The sequence below is a fragment of the Peiella sedimenti genome (assembly GCF_030504955.1).
GTDB lineage: Bacteria > Pseudomonadota > Alphaproteobacteria > Caulobacterales > Caulobacteraceae > Brevundimonas > Brevundimonas sedimenti.
On the sequence record NZ_JAUKTR010000002.1, the window covers coordinates 367,552 to 390,187 of the forward strand.

Annotated in this window: 22 protein-coding genes; 14 read left to right on the forward strand and 8 right to left on the reverse strand. The window is 69.0% G+C overall.

Annotation, left to right across the window (positions count from 1 at the left end):
* The first annotated feature begins 44 nt into the window (after positions 1 to 44).
* Entirely contained in the window at positions 45 to 446 is a 402-nt protein-coding gene (locus Q0812_RS06810) for a metallopeptidase family protein (RefSeq protein WP_302109560.1), read from the forward strand.
* Positions 447 to 453: 7 nt separating this feature from the next.
* Here the strand turns inward: Q0812_RS06810 and Q0812_RS06815 are convergent, their stop codons facing one another.
* The 7 genes from Q0812_RS06815 to Q0812_RS06845 form a co-directional block, all read right to left on the reverse strand.
* Positions 454 to 2,028: a TadE/TadG family type IV pilus assembly protein gene (locus Q0812_RS06815; protein ID WP_302109561.1), complete on the reverse strand. Its 1,575-nt coding sequence runs from the start codon at positions 2,026 to 2,028 to the stop codon at positions 454 to 456.
* Between the two features lie 91 nt (positions 2,029 to 2,119).
* On the reverse strand, positions 2,120 to 3,991 hold the full coding sequence (locus Q0812_RS06820; protein WP_302109562.1) for a M2 family metallopeptidase: 1,872 nt from the start codon (positions 3,989 to 3,991) through the stop codon (positions 2,120 to 2,122).
* Positions 3,992 to 4,096: 105 nt separating this feature from the next.
* Positions 4,097 to 4,825 carry a monofunctional biosynthetic peptidoglycan transglycosylase gene (gene mtgA, locus Q0812_RS06825; RefSeq protein WP_302109563.1) on the reverse strand — a complete coding sequence of 243 codons (729 nt, stop codon included), beginning with the start codon at positions 4,823 to 4,825 and terminating at the stop codon, positions 4,097 to 4,099.
* 39 nt (positions 4,826 to 4,864) lie between these two features.
* Positions 4,865 to 5,833: a WD40 repeat domain-containing protein gene (locus Q0812_RS06830; protein WP_302109564.1), complete on the reverse strand. Its 969-nt coding sequence runs from the start codon at positions 5,831 to 5,833 to the stop codon at positions 4,865 to 4,867.
* Entirely contained in the window at positions 5,830 to 6,876 is a 1,047-nt protein-coding gene (locus Q0812_RS06835; protein WP_302109565.1) for a CobW family GTP-binding protein, read from the reverse strand. Before Q0812_RS06835 ends, Q0812_RS06830 begins: the two co-directional genes overlap by 4 nt.
* A gap of 40 nt (positions 6,877 to 6,916) precedes the next feature.
* Complete coding sequence (locus tag Q0812_RS06840) at positions 6,917 to 7,762, reverse strand: cation diffusion facilitator family transporter (RefSeq protein ID WP_302109566.1); 846 nt, start codon at positions 7,760 to 7,762, stop codon at positions 6,917 to 6,919.
* Positions 7,763 to 7,878: 116 nt separating this feature from the next.
* Positions 7,879 to 8,511, reverse strand: a complete 633-nt coding sequence (locus Q0812_RS06845; protein WP_302109567.1) for a hypothetical protein — start codon at positions 8,509 to 8,511, stop codon at positions 7,879 to 7,881.
* 172 nt (positions 8,512 to 8,683) lie between these two features.
* Between Q0812_RS06845 and rplU the strand changes: the two genes are divergently transcribed.
* From rplU to trmB, 4 genes are all read left to right on the forward strand, one after another.
* Positions 8,684 to 9,262 carry a 50S ribosomal protein L21 gene (gene rplU / locus Q0812_RS06850; protein WP_302109568.1) on the forward strand — a complete coding sequence of 193 codons (579 nt, stop codon included), beginning with the start codon at positions 8,684 to 8,686 and terminating at the stop codon, positions 9,260 to 9,262.
* A gap of 34 nt (positions 9,263 to 9,296) precedes the next feature.
* Positions 9,297 to 9,572, forward strand: a complete 276-nt coding sequence (gene rpmA / locus Q0812_RS06855; RefSeq protein ID WP_302109569.1) for a 50S ribosomal protein L27 — start codon at positions 9,297 to 9,299, stop codon at positions 9,570 to 9,572.
* A 133-nt stretch (positions 9,573 to 9,705) separates the two neighbouring features.
* On the forward strand, positions 9,706 to 10,242 hold the full coding sequence (locus Q0812_RS06860) for a GNAT family N-acetyltransferase (RefSeq protein ID WP_302109570.1): 537 nt from the start codon (positions 9,706 to 9,708) through the stop codon (positions 10,240 to 10,242).
* Between the two features lie 19 nt (positions 10,243 to 10,261).
* Positions 10,262 to 10,969 (forward strand): tRNA (guanosine(46)-N7)-methyltransferase TrmB, encoded by a 708-nt coding sequence (gene trmB / locus Q0812_RS06865; protein ID WP_302109571.1) that lies wholly within the window; start codon positions 10,262 to 10,264, stop codon positions 10,967 to 10,969.
* A gap of 6 nt (positions 10,970 to 10,975) precedes the next feature.
* Here the strand turns inward: trmB and Q0812_RS06870 are convergent, their stop codons facing one another.
* Entirely contained in the window at positions 10,976 to 11,494 is a 519-nt protein-coding gene (locus Q0812_RS06870; RefSeq protein ID WP_302109572.1) for a biotin transporter BioY, read from the reverse strand.
* Positions 11,495 to 11,830: 336 nt separating this feature from the next.
* Between Q0812_RS06870 and rimP the strand changes: the two genes are divergently transcribed.
* From rimP to pnp, 9 genes are all read left to right on the forward strand, one after another.
* Positions 11,831 to 12,370, forward strand: coding sequence for a ribosome maturation factor RimP (gene rimP, locus Q0812_RS06875; RefSeq protein ID WP_302109573.1), 540 nt, complete (start codon positions 11,831 to 11,833; stop codon positions 12,368 to 12,370).
* Positions 12,371 to 12,375: 5 nt separating this feature from the next.
* The gene (gene nusA, locus Q0812_RS06880) at positions 12,376 to 14,115 is read left to right on the forward strand and encodes a transcription termination factor NusA (protein WP_302109574.1); all 1,740 of its coding nucleotides are present in this window, start codon (positions 12,376 to 12,378) and stop codon (positions 14,113 to 14,115) included.
* A 40-nt stretch (positions 14,116 to 14,155) separates the two neighbouring features.
* Entirely contained in the window at positions 14,156 to 14,782 is a 627-nt protein-coding gene (locus Q0812_RS06885) for an RNA-binding protein (protein WP_302109575.1), read from the forward strand.
* Between the two features lie 92 nt (positions 14,783 to 14,874).
* The gene (infB, locus tag Q0812_RS06890; protein ID WP_302109576.1) at positions 14,875 to 17,721 is read left to right on the forward strand and encodes a translation initiation factor IF-2; all 2,847 of its coding nucleotides are present in this window, start codon (positions 14,875 to 14,877) and stop codon (positions 17,719 to 17,721) included.
* 63 nt (positions 17,722 to 17,784) lie between these two features.
* Entirely contained in the window at positions 17,785 to 18,318 is a 534-nt protein-coding gene (locus tag Q0812_RS06895; RefSeq protein WP_302109577.1) for a hypothetical protein, read from the forward strand.
* Positions 18,318 to 18,758 carry a 30S ribosome-binding factor RbfA gene (rbfA, locus tag Q0812_RS06900; RefSeq protein ID WP_302109578.1) on the forward strand — a complete coding sequence of 147 codons (441 nt, stop codon included), beginning with the start codon at positions 18,318 to 18,320 and terminating at the stop codon, positions 18,756 to 18,758. Before Q0812_RS06895 ends, rbfA begins: the two co-directional genes overlap by 1 nt.
* Positions 18,758 to 19,693, forward strand: coding sequence for a tRNA pseudouridine(55) synthase TruB (gene truB, locus Q0812_RS06905; RefSeq protein ID WP_302109579.1), 936 nt, complete (start codon positions 18,758 to 18,760; stop codon positions 19,691 to 19,693). The genes rbfA and truB overlap by 1 nt, the downstream gene beginning before the upstream one ends.
* A gap of 86 nt (positions 19,694 to 19,779) precedes the next feature.
* Complete coding sequence (gene rpsO / locus Q0812_RS06910) at positions 19,780 to 20,049, forward strand: 30S ribosomal protein S15 (protein WP_302109580.1); 270 nt, start codon at positions 19,780 to 19,782, stop codon at positions 20,047 to 20,049.
* 236 nt (positions 20,050 to 20,285) lie between these two features.
* Positions 20,286 to 22,520, forward strand: coding sequence for a polyribonucleotide nucleotidyltransferase (gene pnp, locus Q0812_RS06915; protein ID WP_302109581.1), 2,235 nt, complete (start codon positions 20,286 to 20,288; stop codon positions 22,518 to 22,520).
* The last annotated feature ends 116 nt before the right edge of the window (positions 22,521 to 22,636 follow it).

The following is a 22,636-nucleotide window of genomic DNA, read 5'->3' on the forward strand; positions in this document are numbered from 1 at the left end:
CACGGCGGCTTGCCGGGCGTGGAAACCGTCACGATATGGCGGCCATGAACCTCTACGGACGCGAGCCCAGCAACGACGATCTGGCCCAACTGGCGCGCGAGGCTTTCGAGCGCCTGCCCGAGCCCTTCCGCCTGGCCGTGGGTGCGGTCGCGATCCGCGTCACCGATTTCGCCGAGCCCGAGGTGCTGGCCGACCTGGGCATGGACGACCCATGGGACCTGTCCGGCCTTTATTCAGGCGTCGACCTGACCCGCCGGTCCATCCTTGATCCGCTGCCAGAGCCGTCCGAGATCTTCCTCTACCGCAGACCCATACTGGCCGAGTGGGCCGGGCGCGGCGACATCGGTCTGGGGCGCCTCGTGGAGCATGTGCTGATCCACGAGATCGGCCACCATTTCGGCCTCTCCGACGACGACATCCACGCCATCGAGGATGGCCGCCGATGAGGCGGCCTTACCTTGCGATGCGAAGGTTCTCGATGGAGCCGGCGATGCGGTCGAAAGCCTCGCCGATCGCGGCGCTGCTGGTGACGTTGAAATAGTGGTCCGACGAGGTGGCGCAGCGGGCCAGCATAGCCTGAGTGCCGGTGTCGACCTGAACGCCCACCGTATAGATGATGATGCCCTGGGCCTTCATGTTGCCGCACAGGTCTTCCTGGCCAGGGGTGGCCGAATCCAGACGATTGTCCATGGCCGCCCGGCGGTCGGAGCCTGACGAGTTCACGCCCACGCCCAGCCGGTTCTGGAAGATGTAGCCGACGCCCGAATAGACCGAGTTGTTCGGGTTGGAGAAGGTCGAGTTCACGTTCTCGCCGTCGGTCATCAGGATGACGATCTTCTGCAGCCGGTCGGTCCCGTAGGCGGCCCCGTCCGCGAAAGGACGGTTGGGCGACAGGGTGTGCCAGCCCCACATCATGCCCATGGGCACGTTAGTGTTGCCCGACGCAGTCATGTCGTCGATGGCGTCCAGAACGTCGTCATAGTCGGTGGTCAGGCGCACCAGGGGCTGGAGGGTGCAGCCGCGGTTCGGGCCCTTGCCGTTGCTCGTGGACAGGCCGCTCGTTCCGTACTTCTGGGTGCGCTTCAGGCGCTTCCACCAGTCGCGGTTTGAGCTGTTGGCGTTCAGGCCGTCGGGCAGATAGTCGTTGTCGACGCGATAATCCTCCCACTGCCAATGATTATCGTAGAGGTCCACGTCCGGCTCGTCGGGAGCGAAATAGTGGACGAACATGGTCTCGCGGTCGCTCGGGTGCGGAGCGGTGTCGCGGATATCATACGGATAGGGACGGCTCTCGACGCAGCCGGCCCAGTCCAGGTTCATCTGGTTGAACAGGGCCAGCCGGTTGGCGCCCGTGGCGAACAGCTCGTCGTTGCCCGTGGCCTGGGCGCTGTTGTCCATCCAGTTGGCGTTGGCGTACTCGCTGCCGATGCGCACCGTCATGGAGAAGGGCACCAGGCTGATCTTCACGGCGTCGTCTTCGGTGCTGCGCTCGGCCGCCGCCGCCAGGCGCTCAACCAGGTTTCGGGCGGCCGCCTTGGTGTTGGTCAGCTTGGAGCCGGCCATGGATCCCGTATTGTCCAGCACCATCGCCACTTCGATGCGGTAGTTGGAGCGGAAGACGGTCGTATCGGCGGCCACCTTGATGTTGTCGCCCAGGAACATGTCGGCGATCAGGGTCGTCACATTGGCTTTGGCCTTGGCCACCACCGAGCCGTCGGCGTTGAGCACGAAATCGGTGTCCGTGGCGGCCTCGATCAGGCTGGTGTCCGGATAGTTGGCCAGATTGGCCCGCAGGGCCTGCATGCCGACCCGGCGGATCCCGCCCGAGGTCGTTTCATCCGAGCGCGCCGCCGCCAGGGCCGCGGCGTCCAGGGCGTCCTGCAGATTCATGCGCACGGTCGAAGCGCGGTGGATGTCCACCCCCGCCACGGCCATGACGGAGACGACCGGCATGGCCAGGGCGAACATCATGGCGACGCCGCCGTGGCGGGCCGCGCCGAACGCCTTCAGATGGTTTCGCAGACGCATCGCCATATCCCCACGCCCGGACGCACGCCGGGCGCGAGGATGATGGGGCGGCTCGGGTAAACGAACCGCCCCACGGCAAGGGTTAACGCCTTTAGGCTTCCCAGCCGCAGTTCTTGCCGCGGTTCTGCTCGGTCAGCCAGGCGTTCAGCGGGGCGAAATAGTCCGCCACGGCCGAGGCGTCGGTCTGGCGTTCGCCGGTAAAGGCCTCCAAGGCCTCGGGCCACGGGCGGGACTGGCCCATCTCCATCATGGCGTTGAAGCGTCGGCCCACCTCCCCGTTGCCGTAGATCGAGCAACGGTGCAGCGGTCCGGTCCAGCCGGCCTGGCGGCAGGCCGCGCGCTGGAACTGGAACTGGTAGATGTGGGCCAGGAAATAGCGGGTGTACGGCGTGTTGCCCGGCACGTGGTACTTGGCGCCCGGGTCGAAGGCGTTGGCCGGGCGCGGCCCCGGCGGCACCAGACCCTGATAGCGCAGCATGTTCGCCGTCCAGGCCTCGTTGTACTCGGCCGGCGACACCTCGCCGGAGAAGACGTCCCAGCGCCAGCGGTCCACCATCAGGCCGAAGGGCAGGAAGGCGATCTTGTCCAGCGCCATCTTCAGCAGGAAGGGGATGTCCTCGGCGTCGCCCTGCGGCACCTGATCCAGCAGCCCGATCTGGTTCAGATAGGTGGGTGTTGAGGCCGACAGGGCCACGAAGTCGCCGATGGCCTCGTGGAAGCCGTCATTGGCTCCGTTCTGGAACAGGAAAGGCTGGTTCTTGTACGCCCGTTGATAATAGTTGTGGCCCAGCTCGTGGTGGACGGTCTGGAAGTCCTCCGCGTTGACGTTTGTGCACATCTTGATGCGGATGTCGTCGGCGCCGTCGAGGTTCCAGGCCGAGGCGTGGCAAACCACTTCGCGGTCCTGCGGCCGGGTGATCATCGACCGCTCCCAGAAGGTCTGGGGCAGGGGCGCCAGGCCCAGCGAGGTGTAGAAGCCCTCGCCCGTGCGGACCATGCGCTCGGCGTCGTAGTTGGCCTCGGTCAGCAGGTTGTCGAGGCTGTAGCTGGACGCCGGGATGTTGGTGGGCGCCACCACGTCGTAGATGTTGCCCCACTGCTGCGACCACATGTTGCCCAGCAGGTCGGCGCGGATCGGGCCGGTCGCCGGTTGCACCGCGTCGCCATAGCGCTCGTTCAGGCGCGCCCGCACGTAGCAGTGCAGGTTCTCATAGAAGGGCTTGACCTGCTGCCACAGCCGCTCGGTCTCGGCGGCGAATTCGTCGGCGGTCATGTCGTAACCCGAGCGCCACAGGGCGCCCGTGTCAGCATAGCCCAGCTCGCGGCTGCCCTCGTTGGCCAGCTCGACCAGGCGGGCGTAGTCGTCCCGCATCGGGGGCGCGATGGTGCGCCAGCCCTCGTAGAGCGCTTCGGTCTCGCTGGGATCGCGCGAGGCGGCGAGCATCCGGCTGGCCTCGTCCAGGGTGATCTGGCGGCCCTGGTGCTCGAAACGGCCGGTGGCGTAGGTGGAATCCAGCCGTGTCGAAATCTCGGACAGCTCGTCCGCCGCGCCCGGGCGGTTCGGCGCCGGCAGGACCAGCCCCTGCCGCAGCAGGTTCAGCTTGCGGCGTGTGACCGGGTCCACCTGAACGTCATTGAAGCGCGCGGCCTCGTTGGCCAGCTGGACGCCCAGTTCGGTGTACTCGGCGTTGGCGCGGCTCTCCAGCCACATGGTGTCGAAGGTGATGTTGGTCGCCCGCGTCCAGGCGATGCGGCTGGCCTCCTCGGACAGGGCCTTCAGCCGCGTCTCGGCGTCGGCGATGAAGGCTCGAGCGCCCTCGGCCGTCGCCGGGAACTGGCTGGACTCGGCGCTGGCGGAGGCCGCGGGGGCCGCGACAGCTTCGCCGCCCATCATGGACTGGCAGCCGGACAGGCTGATCGCCAGGGCGCCGGCGGCGCAGGCGGTGAGGAGGAGGTTCTTCATGGGGCGTCCTTCCTGACGGCGGCCGGTGGACCGGCCTTGCGATTTTGGGCCCCATGAACCCTAGCGCGGCCGTATACGTCAACCTTGGCCGTTGCGGCGGAAGCGCTATCGCAGGACGCAGGCGTCCAGCCCGTCGGCGCGCACGGTCCCCATCTGGGCCTGGATGGTGCGCGCCCGCCGTCGGACATAGGGGCCGGGGGCCTCGGCGCTGTAGCGGCGCGGCGAAGGCAGGACGGCCGCAAGCCTTGCGGCCTCGCGCGGCGTCAGCTCATCGGCGCCCTTGCCGAACAACCGCCGGGCCGCGGCCTCGGCGCCGTAAACGCCCGGCGCGAACTCGGCCACGTTCAGATAGACCTCCATGATGCGGCGCTTGCCCCACAGCGCCTCCAGCAGGATGGTGTAGCCCGCCTCCAGACCCTTGCGGACCCAGCCTCGGCCCGGCCACAGAAAGACGTTCTTCGCCGCCTGCTGGCTGATGGTCGAGGCGCCGCGCAGCCGGTTCGGCCGCCGTTTGTTGTGCGCCTGGGCCTTGCGGATGGCCTCCAGGTCGAAGCCATGGTGGCGGCAGAAGCGGGCGTCTTCCGAGGCGATGACCGCGCGCACCAGATTGGGCGAAATGTCCGACAGACCGCGCCAGCGATAGTCGAGGCCGTCTCCCGCGAAGAGGCGGTTCACCATGAGCAGATTGGGCGGCGGCGGCAGCAGCCGATAGGTCAGGACGCTCAGCGGCGGCGCCAGAATGGCGGAGACCAGAGCGACCAGCAGCCAACGGCCCCAGCGGCGCCGGTCCGGCGCGGAGGCCGCCGTTTCTTCAGGAGCGGGATCGTCGCTCATGGCCCCCACTGTGACGCTTCAAGGGCGCACCCGCCAGCCTCAAGCGGGAACCTCGCCCACGCCGGCCAGGCCATCCTCGTCGCCCCAGGCGACGCGCGCGCCGTTGGAGGTCATGGCCAGGGCGGAGATCGCAGCGCCCTTCTCGGCCCGAAGGGGCTTCAGGCCGACGGCGCGCAGGTCCGCCGCCCAGACGCGGCCGTCGTTCAATCCGGCGGCGATGCGGGGCTGATCCGCCGCCCCCGCGCAACGAACGACAAGGGCGCTGTCGTCATGGCCGATCTCGGCCGCCTCCTTGCCCCCGGGCCCGCCGCCGGTGAAGGGCCAGCAGACCACGCCATGGGCGCCAGAGGTGGCCAGCACCGCGCCCCTCGCGCAGAAAGACAGCGAACGGATCTTGGCCGGATACCCGCCCATGCGCAGATCCTTGCCCTGGGGCAGGGTCCAGCCGTGCAGCTGGTTGTCCTGCATGGCCGTCACGCAGAAGCGGCCGTCCGGCGACAGCGCGACAAGCGTGTGCGACCCCGCCCATTTCAGCTGTATCGGCTTCTGGGTCTCAATGCGGGCGAACCACAGCGCGACCCCGCCATAGGTGGCGCAGGCCAGCCGGCGGCCCTTGGCGTCGAAGGCCAGGTCGGACACCGACCGCTCATGCTCGAAGGTCCTTCGGAAGTGCGGGTCGCCCGCGTCCAGCACCAGGGCCTGGCGACCGGCCGCGGCGGCGATCAGGCCGCTCTCCGGGCTGGCGGCCAGAGCGTCGATCCACTTGCCCTTGAGGTCGGCCAGCACCTGCGGCTCCTCGTCAGGCCGTGACCAGACGATGCGCCCGTCGTCGCCGCCCGTGACCAGCCCCTCGCCTGAGGGATGGGCGGCGGCGCAAAGGACCGCGCCCTCGTGGGCCTCTGTTTCCGCGCCGCCCTCGAAACGGACCCGCCCATCGCCCCCGGCGAACATGGCCTGGCCCGCGCCATCGAACAGGGCGGCGGTGACGGGCGCCTCGAACGGGATCATGCCGCGCAGGCCTCGAAGCCCGCCCTCAGCGCCGCCTCGTCCAGATTGCGGCCGATGAAAACGGCGCGGCTCCAACGCCGTTCGTCCGGCCTCCAGGGGCGCTCCAGCTCGCCCTCAAGGATCATGTGCACGGCCTGGAAGACCAGGCGCCGGTCCTCGCCCTTCACGTCGATGACGCCCTTGGCGCGCAGGATGTCGGGGCCCTGTTCGGCCAGCAGCCTGTCCAGCCAGCGCGTGAAGGCTTGGCCGTCCAGGGGGCGCTCCAGCGACAGGGAGACGCCCTTCACATCGTCCTGGTGGGCGTGGCCGCGCGGACCATGGTGGTGATCATGGCCGTGGTCGGGGCTGTGATGATCGTGGCCGCAGTTTTCGTCGTGGACGTGACCGGGCTCCCCGTGGCCCGGATTGTCCGCCGGCAGGCGTTCGGCGACGCGGTCCAGGTCAAAGCCGCCGACCCCCAGGATTTGCTCCAGCGGCACGCGTGAGCGCTCGGCCCGAGTGATCGGCGCCAGGGGGTTCAGGGCGCGCAACCGCGCCTCCACCTCGGCCAGGGCCGCCTCGTCCACAAGGTCGGTCTTGTTCAGGATCAGCCGGTCGGCGAAGGCCACCTGCTCGCGGGCCTCTCTCGAGCGGTCCAGCTGCTCGTGGATATGGCGCGCGTCGACCAGGGCCACCACGCTGTCCAGGCGCGTCTTCTCCCGCACGTCCTCATCCACGAAGAAGGTCTGGGCCACCGGGCCGGGATCGGCCAGGCCGGTGGTTTCGACGATGATGGCGTCGAAGCCGCCCTTCCGTTTCATCAGGCCAGAGACCACCCGGATCAGGTCCCCTCGCACCGTGCAGCAGACGCAGCCGTTGTTCATCTCGAAGACCTCTTCGTCGGCGCCGACGATGAGGTCATTGTCGATGCCGATCTCGCCGAACTCGTTGACGATGACGGCGTACCGCTTGCCGTGATCCTCGCTGAGGATGCGGTTGAGCAGCGTGGTCTTGCCCGCGCCGAGATAGCCGGTCAGCACGGTGACGGGAGTTTTGTCGGTCATTCCCGCCAGATGGACCGGCCCTTTGGGGGAATCAACCGTCTCAGCAGTCGATGCAGTGATCCTCGGCATCCGCCTCCACCTGAACGGTGGCGTGATCGATGCCGAAGCGGGACTTGAGCCCGGCGCTGAGCGCCGCGAGGAAGGCGCGGTCCGCCCCCTGGGGTCTGACCAGATGGACGGTCAGGGCCGTACGGGTGGTCGATAGGCTCCAGACGTGGAGGTGGTGCACACCCGTGACGCCCGGCTGCTCGGCCAGCCAGACCTCAAGCGCCGTCATGTCGATGTGCGCGGGGGCGGCGTCGAGCGCCAGGTTCAGGGAGTCCTTCAGCAGCCCCCAGGTGCCCCAAAGGATCACGGCGACGATGACCAGTCCCACCAAGGGATCGATCCAGCCGGCGCCGCTGACGGCGATCAGCCCGGCGCTCGCCACCACTCCAAGGGACACGGCGGCGTCGGCGGCCATGTGCAGAAAGGCGCCCTTGGCGTTCAGGTCGTCCTTGGCGGCGCCCATGAACATCAGGGCCGTGCCCAGATTGATGACCACGCCCAGGGCCGCCACGGCGGCGACGATCCCGGGCTCGGGCGCTTCCGGCGCGGACAGCCTGCGCAGCGCCTCGACCGCCACGGCCCCCGCCACAAAGACCAGCAGGAGGGCGTTGGCCAGGGACGCCAGGATGGTCGCCTTGCCAAATCCATAGGTGCGCCGTCCCGAGGCGCTCTGCTTCGCCAGCCAGGCCGCGCCGCCCGCCAGGGCAAGCGACAGCACATCCGACAGGTTGTGCCCCGCGTCGGCCAGCAGCGCCGTGGAGCCTGCCCAGAGGCCGGCGGCGAACTCCGCCGCCACGAAGGTCAGATTCAGACCGATGCCTATAAGATAGAGTCGCACCGGCGCGCCGACCGGCGCGTGGCTGTGCCCTCCATGGCCATGACCCGGACCATGGTGGTGGCCATGATGGCCGTGATGGTGATGGCCGTGGTGATCGTGGGCCACGAGGGTGTCCGTCAGGCGAGGGCGTCGATCAAGACGTAAAGGCCGAGCCCGGCTAGGGCCAGCCCCAGAACCGCACGATCCCAGGGGGCCAGGCGCGCCAGCTTGAGCCGCTCGACCCCGGCCTGGGCTAGACCCGCGAACAGCGCCATGCCGCCGACCGTGCCGAGCAACAGCATCATGGTCAGGATCGCGACGCCCGCCGCGCCGTAGGGCGCCGCCGTCAGATAGAGGGGCAGCAGCGCTTCCCCCGGCGACAGCGCCAAAAGGCCGACCAGCCCCCAAAAGGCGGCGGCGTCAGAGACCCTGGGCCGGGCCATGGCCTCCATCTCGCGCCGTCCAACGTGGGATCGCCACAGGTACCAGGCGCCGAAGGCCAGCAGCACCAGCCCCGCTCCCACGGGGAGCGCCCCCTTCACCCAGGCTTCCGCCGCGGCGCCGGCCGCCGCCACCAGCGCGCCGATAAGGCCGGTGGACGCCATATGCGCCACCGCCGCCGTGATGACGACGGCCATGACCTTGCCCATGCCCCACCCCTGCGCCCGGCCCACCAGCACGAAGGGCAGCCAGTGCGTCGGCAACAGGGCGTGCAGAAAGGCCGCCAGAAAGGCGGGCACGGTCAGGAAAGGGGGAAACAAGTCGCTCAAGCGAAGCTCATCTATAGGAGCCGGGCCTATAGCGTGTTACAGAATAACAGTCGAGGCGTGATTTCCCGCCGTCTTTGCGTTGACTCGCGGACGCCGATCCGTATAAGTCGCCGCTCTTCGCCCGCGGGTCCGCTCGCGGGCGCAAACTTTTTTGCGTGAGGCTCTGGCTCCCATGTACGCGGTGATCAAGACCGGCGGCAAACAATACCGGGTTCAACCGGGCGACCTGCTCGTGGTCGAGAAGCTGGATGGCGAAGCCGGCGCCGAGGTGCGCTTCGACTCCGTCCTGATGATGGGCGACGACAAGGGTTCGACCGTCGGCGCGCCGACGGTGGACGGCGCGGTCGTCTCGGGCGTGCTGGTCGAAACCCGCAAGGGCGAGAAGGTCAAGATCTTCAAGAAGATCCGTCGCCAGGGCTATCGCCGTACGCGCGGCCATCGCCAGCCGGAGAGCGTGGTGCGCGTCACCGCCCTTGAAGGCCTTGGCAAGTCGGCCAAGTGGGACGGTCAGGTGGACCTGACGACCAAGGCCGAGCTGGACGCCCGCGCCCGCGGCCTGGCTCCGCGCGTTGAGGCCGCTCCGGCCAAGGGCGCCAAGGCGCCGAAGGCTGAGGCTGCTCCGGCGGCTGAAGCGGCTCCGGCCAAGAAGGCTCCGGCCAAGAAGGCCGCCGCGCCCAAGGCTGAGGCCAAGACCGAAACCAAGAAGGCCGCGCCGAAGAAGGCCGCAGCCAAGAAGGCCGACGAGGCCTGATCTAGAAGACGCTTAGAGTTCAGGACCCAGACCCATGGCTCACAAGAAATCCGGCGGCTCGTCGCGCAACGGCCGCGACTCCGAGTCCAAGCGCCTTGGCGTGAAGAAGTTCGGCGGCGAGCGCGTGCTCGGCGGCAACATCATCGTGCGTCAGCGCGGCACCCAGTACCATCCGGGCGTGAATGTCGGCATGGGCCGCGACCACACCCTGTTCGCCCTGACCGAAGGTCAGGTGGCGTTCCAGCGCAAAGCCGGGAACCGCTGTTTCGTATCGGTCATGCCGATGCAGGCCAAAGAGGCTGCCGAATAACAGGTCCAGACAAGCTCTCCGTCCGGACCTCCGCCGCAAGGGCGATCCGGATGAAGGACTAAAGTCTCCAGCGGGAGTCCGGGTCGCCGGGCTCCCGTTTTTCATTTCCGCTGGAGGTTTGGAGATCAGGGCCATGGGCCTTCTCGAGCCTCAAAGACAGTTCGAAACGCGGCGCCTCAGGCTGCGTCCGCTCCTCCCTCAGGACGCGCCGGTCATGGCTGCCTTCCTGGCCGATGCGGGGGTGGCGCGCATGACCTGCAGCGTGCCTCATCCCTTCACCCTCGCCGACGCCGACGCCTTCATCGCGGCCGCCGCCGCCGGAGATCCGCGCCGTCAGGCGCGCTTCGCCATCGAGCACGAGGACCATGGCCTGGTGGGCGGCGTCGGCTTCACCCATCCCGATGGGGACGCGGCCCCCGAGGTAGGATACTGGATCGGCCGGCCGTTCTGGGGGCGAGGCTTCGCCACGGAGGCGTTGGAGGGCGCGCTTGCCTGGGCCAGGCGCCGTTGGGGCCGGCGGGCGGTGATGGCGGGACACTTCGCCGACAATCCCGCCTCGGGTCGGGTGCTCGAAAAGGCCGGATTTCTCTACACCGGAGAGCGCCACCGGCTGCTCAGTCGCGCCCGGGGCGAGGCGGCCGAGGCGCGCATGATGGTGTGGCTGGCCTAAAGGCGCTACTGGCCGCCCCATGACCGGTCAGCCGCCCTCCGCACCGCCCCCCAGCTGGGGCCCCACCCGCTCGTTCGGGCGTATCAGGTCGCGCACCCTCAAGCCCCGCCAGGCGGCCCTGTTCGACACCCTGTTGCCGAAGATCGCCGTGCCCGATCCGGAGGCCGGTCCGATAGATCCGGCCTCGCTCATGCCCGGCGCCCGCGAGGTCTGGCTCGAGATCGGCTTCGGCGGCGGCGAACACCTGGCCGCCCAGGCCGCCCGCCACCCTGAGGCGCTGATGATCGGCTGTGAGCCCTTCCTGAACGGGGTGGGTTCAGCGTTGCGCCACATCGAGGAGCGGGGACTCGCAAACGTCCGGCTGCATGCGGGGGACGCCCGGGCCGTCATGGGCGCGATGCCGGACGCCTGCCTGGACCGGGTGATGATCCTGTTCCCCGATCCGTGGCCCAAGGCGCGGCACAACAAGCGCCGGCTGATCCAGGACGATACGGCCCTCGAGATCGCGCGACTGCTCAAACCCGGCGGGCGCTTGCGCTTCGTGACCGACTGGAAGGACTATGCCGCCTGGGCGCTGGAGCGGCTGGCCCGCACGGAGGGGCTGGTCTGGCTGGCCGAGGCGGCCGAGGACTGGCGCACGCCGCCCGCGGATCACGTCACCACGCGCTATGAGGAAAAGCGGCTGGGCGACACGGCGCCCATTTTCCTGGAGTTCGAGCGGGCATAGCGCGGGTTACAGGGGTAGCCGCCTCAAGGGCCGTTCGGCCAGCAGCACTAAAGCGGACTTCACTGCGGCCCCGATCAGGAAAGGCGTGAACCCCACGGCCATGGCGTCGCCAGGGCCCATTCGAGCAGCCAGCCAGACCGACCCGACGCCGAGGATCAGCAGGTGCAGTCCGAACAGGACGGCGAGCCCCGTGAGCGGCCGGCTCAGCCATCCTCGCCGGGCGGCCAGCCCAGCCAAGGCCGCCGCCACCGGAAATGCGACAAGGTAGCCCGCGGTCGGCCCGCTGAAGGGCTGGAGGCCGGACGCGCCGTCCGAGAGCACCGGCAAACCGGTCGCGGCCGCCGTCAGATAGAGCAAGACCGCGCCGCCCCCGCGCCACGGGCCGAGCACCGCTCCGGCCAGCAGCACTGCGAAGGTTTGCAGCGTCATCGGCACCGGAACCATGGGTACGGCGATCCGCGCGCACAGCACTGTCAGCAGGACGAAAGCGATGATCGCGGCGGCGCTGAAGATCGCTTGTCTCATGCGCCACCAGCATCATGACCGCGACGCCGCCGCAAGGGTGCGATTTGATCCCGATCAAGGCGTGGCCATAAGCCGCCGCTCATTCTCCTCTCAGACCTAGGGAGGGTTTCATGGACTTTTCGAACATCTATCTGATCGGCGTCATCGCCGGCTTCACCTTCTTCGGCGTGACCCTGTTCGCCGTCTCCACCTGGACCAACCTGAAGAAGTAAGGGGCTGACAAGCGTCGCGCCTGACGCTATATGCCCGCCTACATCGTTATCGACGGGGCGTCGGACGGCGCCTCGGAGAGGCGGCGGCCGGAAGGCCCGCCGCCTTTGTTTTTGGAGTTATCCCTTGCGCGCCAAGACCGCGGAGGACCGCCGTCTGCTGGAGCTGCTGCAGCCCGTCGCCGAGGCGCAAGGGCTTCAGATCGTGCGCCTGCGCCTGATGGGCGGGACCCAGCGCCGGCGTCTGCAGATCATGGCCGAACGCCCCGCGGATCACGAGATCGACGTGGAGCAGTGCGCCCAGCTGTCGCGCGCCGTGTCCGAGGTGCTGGACGCCGCGGATCCCATCGCCGGCGAGTACCTGCTGGAGGTGTCCTCGCCGGGCGTCGACCGGCCGCTGACGCGTCTGGCCGATTTCGACCTCTATGAAGGCCTTGAGGCCCGGCTGGAGACGGATCGGCTGGTTGAAGGCCGCAAGCGCTTTCGAGGTGTGCTGGCCGGAACCGAGGGCGAGAACGTCGCCATCGACCTGGAGGGCGAGGCCGACACCGCTCTTATTCCCTTCGCCTGGCTGGCTGAGGCCAAGCTGGTGCTGACCGACGAACTTCTGAAGCGCGGCGCCCGCCGCGTCCAATCCAATACCGATACTCCCAAGGAAGAGGACTGACGCCGATGGCCGTCACCGGCATTTCCGCCAACCGTCTTGAGCTGCTCCAGATCGCCGACGCCGTCGCGCGCGAGAAGTCGATCGAGAAGGAGATCGTCATCGAGGCCATCGAGGAGGCGATCCAGAAGGGCGCCCGCTCGCGTTACGGCGCCGATCACGACATCCGCGCCAAGATCGACCCGAAGACGGGCGAGCTGGCCCTGACCCGCCACGTGACCGTGGTGGCCGACGACTACGAGCCCGAGGAAGGCGAGGCCTTCAACGACTACGCCCTGCTGCGCCTGTCCGACGCCCGCCGCACCGACGCCGAGGCCGAGGTCGGCAAGGAGTATGTCGAGACCCTGCCGCCCTTCGAGTTCGGCCGCGTCCAGACCCAGATGGCCCGCCAGGTGGTCATGCATAAGGTGCGCGAGGCCGAGCGCGAGCGTCAGTACGAGGAATTCAAGGATCGCGTCGGCGAGATCGTCAACGGCACGGTCAAGCGCGTCGAGTACGGCAACGTCATCGTCGATCTGGGCCGGGGCGAAGGCGTCATGCGCCGCGACCAGTCCATCCCGCGGGAGATCTTCAACATCGGCGACCGCATCCGCAGCTACATCTACGACGTGCGGCGCGAGACCAAGGGCCCGCAGATCATGCTGAGCCGCGCCCACCCGGGCTTCATGGCCAAGCTGTTCGCCCAGGAGGTGCCCGAGGTCTATGACGGCGTGATCGAAATCCGCGCCGCCGCCCGCGACGCCGGCTCGCGCGCCAAGATGGCCGTGGTCTCCAACGACAGCTCCATCGATCCGGTCGGCGCCTGCGTCGGCATGCGCGGCAGCCGCGTCCAGGCGGTCGTGGCCGAACTGCAAGGCGAGAAGATCGACATCATCCAGTGGAACCCCGACGAGCCCACCTTCATCGTCAACGCCCTGGCTCCGGCCGAGGTGTCCAAGGTGGTGCTGGACGAGGAGGACGAGCGCGTCGAGGTCGTGGTGCCCGACGAGCAGCTGTCCCTGGCCATCGGCCGCCGCGGCCAGAACGTGCGTCTGGCCAGCCAGCTGACCGGCTGGCAGATCGACATCATCACCGAGACCCAGGACTCGGAGCGCCGTCAGAAGGAGTTCGCCGAGCGCACCGAGCTGTTCCAGCAGGCGCTGGACGTGGACGAGGTCATCGCCCAGCTGCTGGTCACCGAAGGCTTCGCCACCGTCGAGGACGTGGCCTTTGTCGAGGAGTACGAGATCGCCGAGATCGAGGGCTTCGACGAGGACACCGCCCAGGAGCTGCAGACCCGCGCCCGAGAGTTCCTCGACCGCCAGGCGGCCGAGCTGGACGCCAAGCGCAAGGAGCTGGGCGTCGAGGACGGCGTGCTTGAGATCGAGGGCGTGACCCTGGCCATGGCCGTGGCCCTGGGCGAGGGCGGCGTGAAGACGGTCGAGGATCTGGCCGATCTGGCGACCGACGAAATCCGTGGCGGGTTTGAAGCCCGCGGCGGCGAGCGTGTGCGCATCCCCGGCGTCCTGGAGAGCTTCTCTCTGGCCCAGGAAGACGCCGAGATGCTGATCCTGCGCGCCCGCGTGGCGGCCGGCTGGATCGACGCCTCCGAGATCGCCCAGCCTGAGCCCGAGTACGACGACGAGGCCTACGAGATGGACGAGGCCGAGCGCGTCTTCGGCGACGCTCCGGAAGCGGCTCCCGAAGCCGAGTCCGAAGGCGAGTCCGAAGCCGACTCTGAAGCGGAAGGAGAGTCCCGCGACGCCTGACGGCCGAGCGGGCACGCCGTTGCGCAGGGCGCAGGCTGACATGGGCGATCAGGACGGGCGGGAGCGCCGCGACTTGGTCTCGGGCCAGACCCGACCGGAGGCGGAGCTGATCCGCTTCGTGGCCGGGCCTGACGGCTATGTGGCGCCCGATCTGGCGCGCCGCCTGCCGGGTCGCGGCCTGTGGGTCGCGGCGGATCGCGCCTCCATCGAGATGGCCGCGAAGAAGGGCCTCTTCGCGCGCGCCGCCAAGGCGCCGCTCAAGGCGCCCGACGGCCTGGCGGACCTGGTCGAGCGCCTGCTCGTTCGGCGCTGCCTGGACCAGCTGGGGCTTGCCCGGCGCGAGGGCGTGCTTATCTCGGGCCTCGAGAAGACGCTGGCCGCCATCCGATCTGGCCGCGCCGCCTGGGTCATCGAGGCCCGTGACGGCTCGGAGGACGGGCGCCGACGCGTCATCGGCGCGGTGGCGGCGCAGGCCGAGGCTCAGAACCCGCCACCCCAGGTCTGCGCGGCCTTCACCGCGGAAGATTTGGGTTTGGCCTTGGGCCTCGAAAATGCGATACACCACGTCCTTCCCGTGGGCCCCCGAGCCTTGCGCTGGGCGGACGAGGTTCGCCGGCTCTCGGGATTTCGCCCGATCCTCCCACCGGAGAGGCGCGACCAAGGCTAAACGGGCGGGGCGCGGCATCACGCCCCGTCGCGTTTTGTTGTTTCTGATGACCAGCCGGGTCTTTCGGTCCCGGCGCAAGTGAAGCGAGCTGGATGAGCGACGACGACAAGACTGGCGAACCGAAGACGGGCCCGCGCGCGCCCCTGAGCCTGCGTCCGCGTCAGGCGGGCTCGGTGTCTTCGGGCGTGGTGCGGCAGAGCTTCAGCCACGGCCGCTCCAAGACCGTGGTCGTCGAGACCAAGCGCCGCCGCGCCGAGGGCGGCCCCTCGCCGGCCGAGAAGCGTCAGGCGTTCGACGTCGCCGCGCGCCCACGTCCGGCCGCGCCTGAGGCGCCGCGCCCGGCGCCGGCTCCGGCCGATACCGGCGGCCTGTCCGCCGAGGAAATGGAGGCGCGCCGCCGCGCCATCGCCCTGGCCAACGCCGAGCGTGAACGTCGCGACGCCGAGCGCCGCGCCGAGGAGGAGCGCCGCCGCAAGGAGGCCGCCGCCCGCGCCGTCCAGGCCCAGCCCTCGTCACCTGCTCCGCAGCCCGCCGCCGCGCCCCCTGCGCCTGCCGCCGCCGAGCCGCGCGCAGAGGCTCCTGCGCCTCGCGCCGAAGCGCCCGCGCCTCGCGCCGAAACACCGCGCCCCGCCGCTCCCGCGCGTGCGCCGCGCCCGACGGTGAACTACGGGGCCCGCGCGCCCCGCGAGCAGGGCGATCGTCCTCGTCCGTCCGGACCCCGCCCCGGCGGCGGCGGCGGTCGTGACTTCCGCGAAGGTCGCTCCGAAGGCGGGCAGCGCCCGGCGCCCGGCGGCACCGTCCGCTACTCGGCCGTGGCTCCGCCGCGCCCCTCGGGTCCGCGCGACGGCGGCGGCCCCCGCTCCAGCGGTCCGCGTCCCGGACCCGGCGCCGCGCCCGCCGCGCCTGAATTCACCCGTCCGGCCCGTGTCGCCGGGGCGAGCGCCGCTGGACGGCCCGACCGTCGCGACGACGACCGCCGCTTCTCCGACGCCGGTCCGGGCAAGGCCGTCAGCCGCACGCGCGGCGAGCCCAAGCGCCGCGAAGGCCGCCTGACCATCCAGGCCGTGGCCGGGGACGAGGACGCCGCCGAGCGCATGCGCTCCCTGGCCTCGGTCCGCCGGGCCCGCGAACGGGAAAAGGAAAAGCGCCGCGGCGGCGCGGTCGACACGCCCAAGATCGTGCGCGACGTGGTCATCCCCGACGTCATCACGGTGCAGGAGCTGGCCAACCGCATGGCCACGCGCGGCGTCGAGATCATCAAGTTCCTGATGCGTCAGGGCGTGATGCTGAAGATCAACGACGTCATCGACAACGACACCGCCGAGCTGGTGGCCACCGAGTTCGGCCACAACGTGATCCGCGTATCGGAAGCGGACGTGGAGACCGGCTTCATCGACACCACCGAGGAGGAGGGCGACTTCCCGCTCCGTCCGCCGGTGGTGGCCGTCATGGGCCACGTCGACCACGGCAAGACCAGCCTGCTCGACGCCCTGCGCGCCACCGACGTGGCGGCGGGCGAGGCCGGCGGCATCACCCAGCACATCGGCGCCTATCAGGTGCGGCTGGAGAGCGGCCAGCGCGTGACCTTCCTGGATACGCCCGGCCACGCGGCCTTCTCGGCCATGCGGGCGCGCGGCGCCAACGTCACCGACATCGTCATCCTGGTGGTGGCGGCGGACGATGGCGTCATGCCCCAGACCATCGAGGCCATCCAGCACGCCAAGGCGGCCGGCGCTCCGATGATCGTGGCCATCAACAAGATCGACAAGCCGGACGCCAATCCGACCCGCGTGGTCAATGACCTGCTGCAGCACGAGGTGGTGCTGGAGAGCCTGGGCGGCGACGTCCAGGCCGTCGAGGTTTCGGCCCTGAAGAAGACCGGCCTGGACGATCTGATCGAGGCCATCCTGCTGCAGGCCGAGATCCTCGACCTGAAGGCCAACCCCGAACGCTCGGCTGACGGCGTGGTCATCGAATCCAAGCTGGACAAGGGTCGCGGCCCTGTCGCGACCGTGCTGGTCAAGCGCGGCACCCTCACGCGCGGCGACATCGTGGTGGCCGGTTCGCAGTGGGGTCGGGTTCGCGCTCTGCTCAACGAGCGCAACGAGCAGCTTTCGGAAGCGGGTCCGGCCGTGCCGGTCGAAATCCTGGGCCTGGATGGCGCGCCCGAGCCGGGCGAGCCCTTCGCTGTGGTCGAGGATGAGGCCCGCGCCCGGGAGATCACCGAGTACCGCGAGCGCAAGCGCCGCGAGATGGCCACCACGCCGACCCAGGCCGTGTCCCTGTCGGACATGATGTCCAAGCTTCAGGACAAGAAGATCTCCGAGCTGCCGGTCGTCATCAAGGCGGACGTGCAGGGCTCGGCCGAAGCCATCGTCGGTTCGCTGGACAAGATGTCCACCGACGAGGTGCGCGCCCGGGTCATCCTGTCCGGCGTCGGCGGCGTCACCGAGAGCGACGTCATGCTGGCCAAGTCGGCGGGCGCCCCGATCCTGGGCTTCAACGTCCGCGCCTCCAAGCAGGCCCGCGATCTGGCCGAGCGCGAGGGCGTGGAAATCCGCTACTACGCGATCATCTACGACCTGATCGACGACATGAAGGGCGTGCTGTCGGGCCTGCTGGCCCCGATCCAGCGCGAAACCTTCCTCGGCAACGCCGAGGTGCTGGAGGTGTTCGACATCTCCAAGATCGGCAAGGTCGCAGGCTGCCGCGTCACCGAAGGCGTCGTGCGCAAGGGCGCCCGCGTCCGTATCGTGCGCGACGACGTGGTGGTTCTGGAGCTCGGCGTCCTGCAGACGCTCAAGCGCTTCAAGGACGAGGTCAACGAGGTCCAGTCGGGCCAGGAATGCGGCATGGCCTTCCAGGGCTTCCAGGACATCAAGAAGGGCGACCTGGTGGAGTGCTTCACCGTCGAGGAGGTCAAGCGGACGCTGGATTGATCCATCCTTGATGGATCCGCGCCCGCTCCATTCTCGCCGCCTTTGTGCGGCAGGAGGAGACCCATGTTCCGTGGCCTGACCCTCATCAGCCTGCTGGCGGCCCTGGCCGCGCCCGCGGCGGCGCGCGCCGATACGCGCCTGCACGCCTACGACCCCGACAACGACCTGGCCCGGCGCCTGACCCAGGGGATCACGCTGGAGGCGAGGAAGGGGCTGATCGGGCCCTGGCGTCTTGAGCGGCTGTTCTCTACCCGCGGCCGAGCTTCCGCCGGCCTGGAGCCGGTGTCCGAGGACCGGGTCCTGCGCGCCCTGCCCGAAGGGGCTGACGAGACCAACGTGTACCGCATCGACCCGGAAGGCGACGGCGCCGCCCTGGGCCGCGCCCTGTGTCCGGGCGCGGATCGGGTCTGGCTGGTGGCCGGGCGAATCCGGGCTGTGCGTGACATGACTCTGCACGCCGTGGGGCAGGTGCGCGACGCCGACCCGGTTCTGTGCGCCACGCTGGAATACCGCTGGCGCGGGGAGTGGCGCACACCGCGGCAGGCGGTGGACCCCGCGCGCCAGCCCGGCGCCCTGTCGCGCATGGGAGGTCAGTGATGAGCCGTCATGCTGGACAGCAGTCGGGGCGCCGTTCCGCCCCCCAGGGCCCCTCCCAGCGCCAACTGCGCGCCGGTGAGCTGATCCGACATGCCCTGGTGGAGATTCTGCGCGAGGAGGAGATCCACGACGAGGACCTCGCGGGGGTCTCCGTCACGGTGTCCGAGGTGCGCCTGAGTCCGGACCTGAAGCACGCGACGGCCTATGTTCAGCCCCTCGGCGCCGGATCCAGCGTTGAGGAGTGGCGGCCGGTGACCGAGGCCCTGAACCGCCACGCTCGCTTCCTGCGCGGCCAGCTGGGCCGGCACATCGACATGAAATTCACGCCGGACCTGCGCTTCCGTCACGACGAAAGCTTCGACGAAGCCAGCCGCATCGAGCGGCTGTTCGACGATCCGCGCGTCCGTCAGGACCTCGACCATGAGGACACGGAGGACTGATGCCCCGCCGCAAGAAGGGGCTGGCGGTCCACGGCTGGGTCAATCTGGACAAGCCCCTCGGCATGACCTCGACGGAGGCCGTCACGCGCGTGCGTCGGGCCTTCAACGCCCAGAAGGCGGGCCACTCCGGGACCCTGGACCCCTTGGCCAGCGGCATTCTGCCCATCGCCCTGGGCGAGGCGACCAAGACGGTCCCGTTTCTCATGGACGCGGGAAAGACCTATCGTTTCCGCATCGCCTGGGGCCGTTCGACCACGACGCTGGACGCCGAGGGCGAGACCGTGGCCGCCTCTGACGTCAGGCCCTCGTCCGAAGCCGTGGCCGAGGCCCTGAAGTCCTTCCTGGGCGAAATCCAGCAGGCGCCGCCGCGCTTCTCCGCCATCCGCATCGACGGGCAGAGGGCCTATGACCTGGCGCGCGAGGGGGTCGAGGTCGAAATTCCGGCCCGGCCTGTCGTGCTGCACGCGGCGGAGATCACCGACGCCGGCGCCCCGGATTCGGTGGAAATCCGCATCCAGACGGGCAAGGGCTTCTATGTGCGCTCGCTGGCCCGCGACCTGGCCGAGGCGCTGGGCGCCGAGGGTCATGTGAGCGAGCTGCGCCGCGAGGCGGTCGGGCCGTTCAGCCTGGAAACCGCGATTCAACTGGATTCCCTGGCCGAGTTGGTGCATAGGGACGCCGCCCAGGAAGCCCTGCTTCCGGTCACGACCGCTCTGGACGACATCCCGGACCTGGCCATGACCGACGAAGACGCCTTCCGGTTGCGGCAGGGACGGCCGATCGTTCTGCTTCCCCGTCAGGTCGAAGACCTCAAGGCCCGGCTCACCCCCGGCGCCCGCACGGTATCGGCGCTGACGAAGGCGGGGGATCCCATCGCTCTGTGCAGCTTGCGGGCCGGCCGGCTTGAACCGGACCGCGTTTTCAACCTGTCCTGAGCGGCCACAGCGCCGAGCAGAACACCCAACGCCCTCAAGCAGCGAGGCTCAGCGAGCCGAGCGGCAGGGCCAGAAAGGGAACTCCGATGTCGATTACGGTCGAACGCAAGGCCGAAGTCATTTCCGGCAACGCCCGCTCCGAGGGCGACACCGGTTCTCCCGAGGTGCAGGTCGCGATCCTGTCGGAACGCATCTCCAACCTGACAGAGCACTTCAAGACCCACAAGAAGGACAACCACAGCCGCCGCGGCTTGCTGAAGATGGTGTCTCAGCGCCGGCGTCTGCTGGATTACCTGAAGAAGACCGACCAGGGCCGCTACCAGGCGCTGATCGAAAAGCTGGGCCTGCGCCGCTAAGGGCGGAGGCCTTATAAGGGCTTCCGGTTCGTGACCGAGGCGCGGGCGCAACGCCTTCGCCTCGGTTCGCGCATCTGGAGACCCGCAACCGCGAGGGCTGAAATCCGGTCCTCACCGCTACCCGGCCCGCGATGGCGCGGCGCCGGCTGATGGACCGAAGGACTGAGAAGAGAAACCCGATCCCGACCGTCCGCCCCCGCAGGCAATCCGGCCTGAGGGATGAAGAAAGACACGAAATGTTCGATATCAAACGCAAGACCATCGAGTGGGGCGGCCGCAGCCTGACCCTCGAGACGGGCCGTATCGCCCGCCAGGCGGACGGCTCGGTTCTGGCCACCTACGGCGAGACCGTGGTGCTGGCCACCGCCGTCTTCAACAAGTCCCCCAAGGCCGGGATCGACTTCTTCCCGCTGACGGTCAACTACCAGGAAAAGACCTTCGCCGCCGGCAAGATCCCGGGCGGCTACTTCAAGCGTGAAGGCCGTCCGACCGAGAAGGAGACCCTGGTCTCCCGCCTCATCGACCGCCCGATCCGCCCCCTGTTCGTCAAGGGCTTCAAGCACGAGACGCAGGTCGTCGTGACCGTGCTGCAGCACGACATGGAGAACGACCCCGACATCGTCGGCATGGTCGCGGCCTCGGCCGCCCTGACGCTGTCGGGCGTGCCCTTCATGGGCCCCATCGGCGCCGCGCGCGTGGGTTATATAGACGGCGAGTACGTCCTGAACCCCGCCGTTGACCAGATGGAGTCCTCCGACCTCGACCTGGTGGTCGCCGGAACCCAGGACGCCCTGATGATGGTGGAGTCCGAGGCCAAGGAACTGCCCGACGACGTGATGCTGAACGCGCTGGTGTTCGCTCACAAGTCCATGCAGCCGGTCATCGAGGCCATCATCGAGTTGGCCGAGCACGCCGCCAAGGAGCCCTTCGATTTCCAGCCGGACGACGTGTCGGGCGTGGTCGACCGGATCAAGGGCCTGGTCGGGGAGGACATCCGAAAGGCCTATTCGCTGACCAAGAAGTACGACCGCCACGAAGCCGTGGGCGCGGCCAAGAAGAAGGCCGCCGAGGCTCTGCTGGCTTCGGAAACCAACCCGGACGGCGTCGACGCCACCAAGTTCGGCGCGGCCTTCAAGGAGTGCGAGGCCGAGGTTCTGCGCCGCGACATCATCGAGCACGGCCGCCGCGTGGACGGCCGCCCGCTGGACAAGGTGCGCCCGATCGTCTCGGAAGTGGGCGTCCTGCCCCGGACCCACGGCTCGGCCCTGTTCACCCGCGGCGAGACCCAGGCCCTGGTGGTCGCCACCCTGGGCACCGGCGAGGACGAGCAGTACATCGACAGCCTGCAGGGCACCTACAAGGAAAGCTTCCTGCTGCACTACAACTTCCCGCCCTATTCGGTCGGTGAAGCGGGCCGCATGGGCAGCCCTGGCCGCCGCGAGATCGGCCACGGCAAGCTGGCCTGGCGGGCCATCCGTCCGATGCTGCCGTCCAAGGAGGACTTCCCCTACACCATCCGCCTGGTCTCGGAGATCACCGAGTCCAACGGCTCCTCCTCCATGGCCACGGTCTGCGGCTCCTCGCTGGCCCTGATGGATGCGGGCGTGCCGCTGAAGGCGCCGGTCTCGGGCATCGCCATGGGCCTGATCCTTGAGCCCTCGGGCGAGTTCGCCATCCTGTCGGACATCCTGGGCGATGAAGATCACCTGGGCGACATGGACTTCAAGGTGGCCGGCACCCGTGACGGCATCACCAGCCTGCAGATGGACATCAAGGTCCCCGGCATCACCGAGGAGATCATGCGCAAGGCCATCGCCCAGGCGTCGGCCGGCCGCCTGCACATCCTCGACGAGATGAACAAGGCCATGGAGGCGCCCCGCGCCGAGCTGGGCGAGTTCGCGCCGAAGATCGAGACCATCAAGATCGCCGTGGACAAGATCCGCGAAGTGATCGGCTCGGGCGGCAAGGTGATCCGCGAGATCGTCGAAAAGACCGGCGCCAAGGTCGACATCGGCGACGACGGCACCATCAAGATCGCCGCTTCGGAGCAGTCCAAGATCGACGCCGCCCGCGACTGGATCAAGTCCATCGCCTCGGAGCCCGAGATCGGCACGATCTACACCGGCAAGGTGGTCAAGGTCGTGGACTTCGGCGCCTTTGTGAACTTCTTCGGCGCCAAGGACGGCCTGGTCCACATCAGCCAGCTGGCCAACCGCAAGGTGGCCCAGACCACCGACGTGGTGAACGAAGGCGACGAGGTGAAGGTCAAGTTCCTAGGCTATGACGACCGGGGCAAGACCAAGCTGTCCATGAAGGTGGTCGATCAGGAGACCGGTGAGGACATCACCGAGAAGCTGAATGCCGAACGGGCCGAGCGGGGCGAGCCCCCCATCGATGACGACGGCGGACCCAAGGGCGGTCGTCGCGAAGGCGGCGATCGTGGCCGGTCGCGCCGTCCGCGCCGCGACTGATCCTTCGGAGCCCTGACGAACGAGAAGCCCCGCCGGTCAACCCGGCGGGGCTTTTTGCTGGCGGCCAGGCCTCGCCGACCAACGCCCGCAGCGGTTTAGGGTTTTGCTTTTAGGGA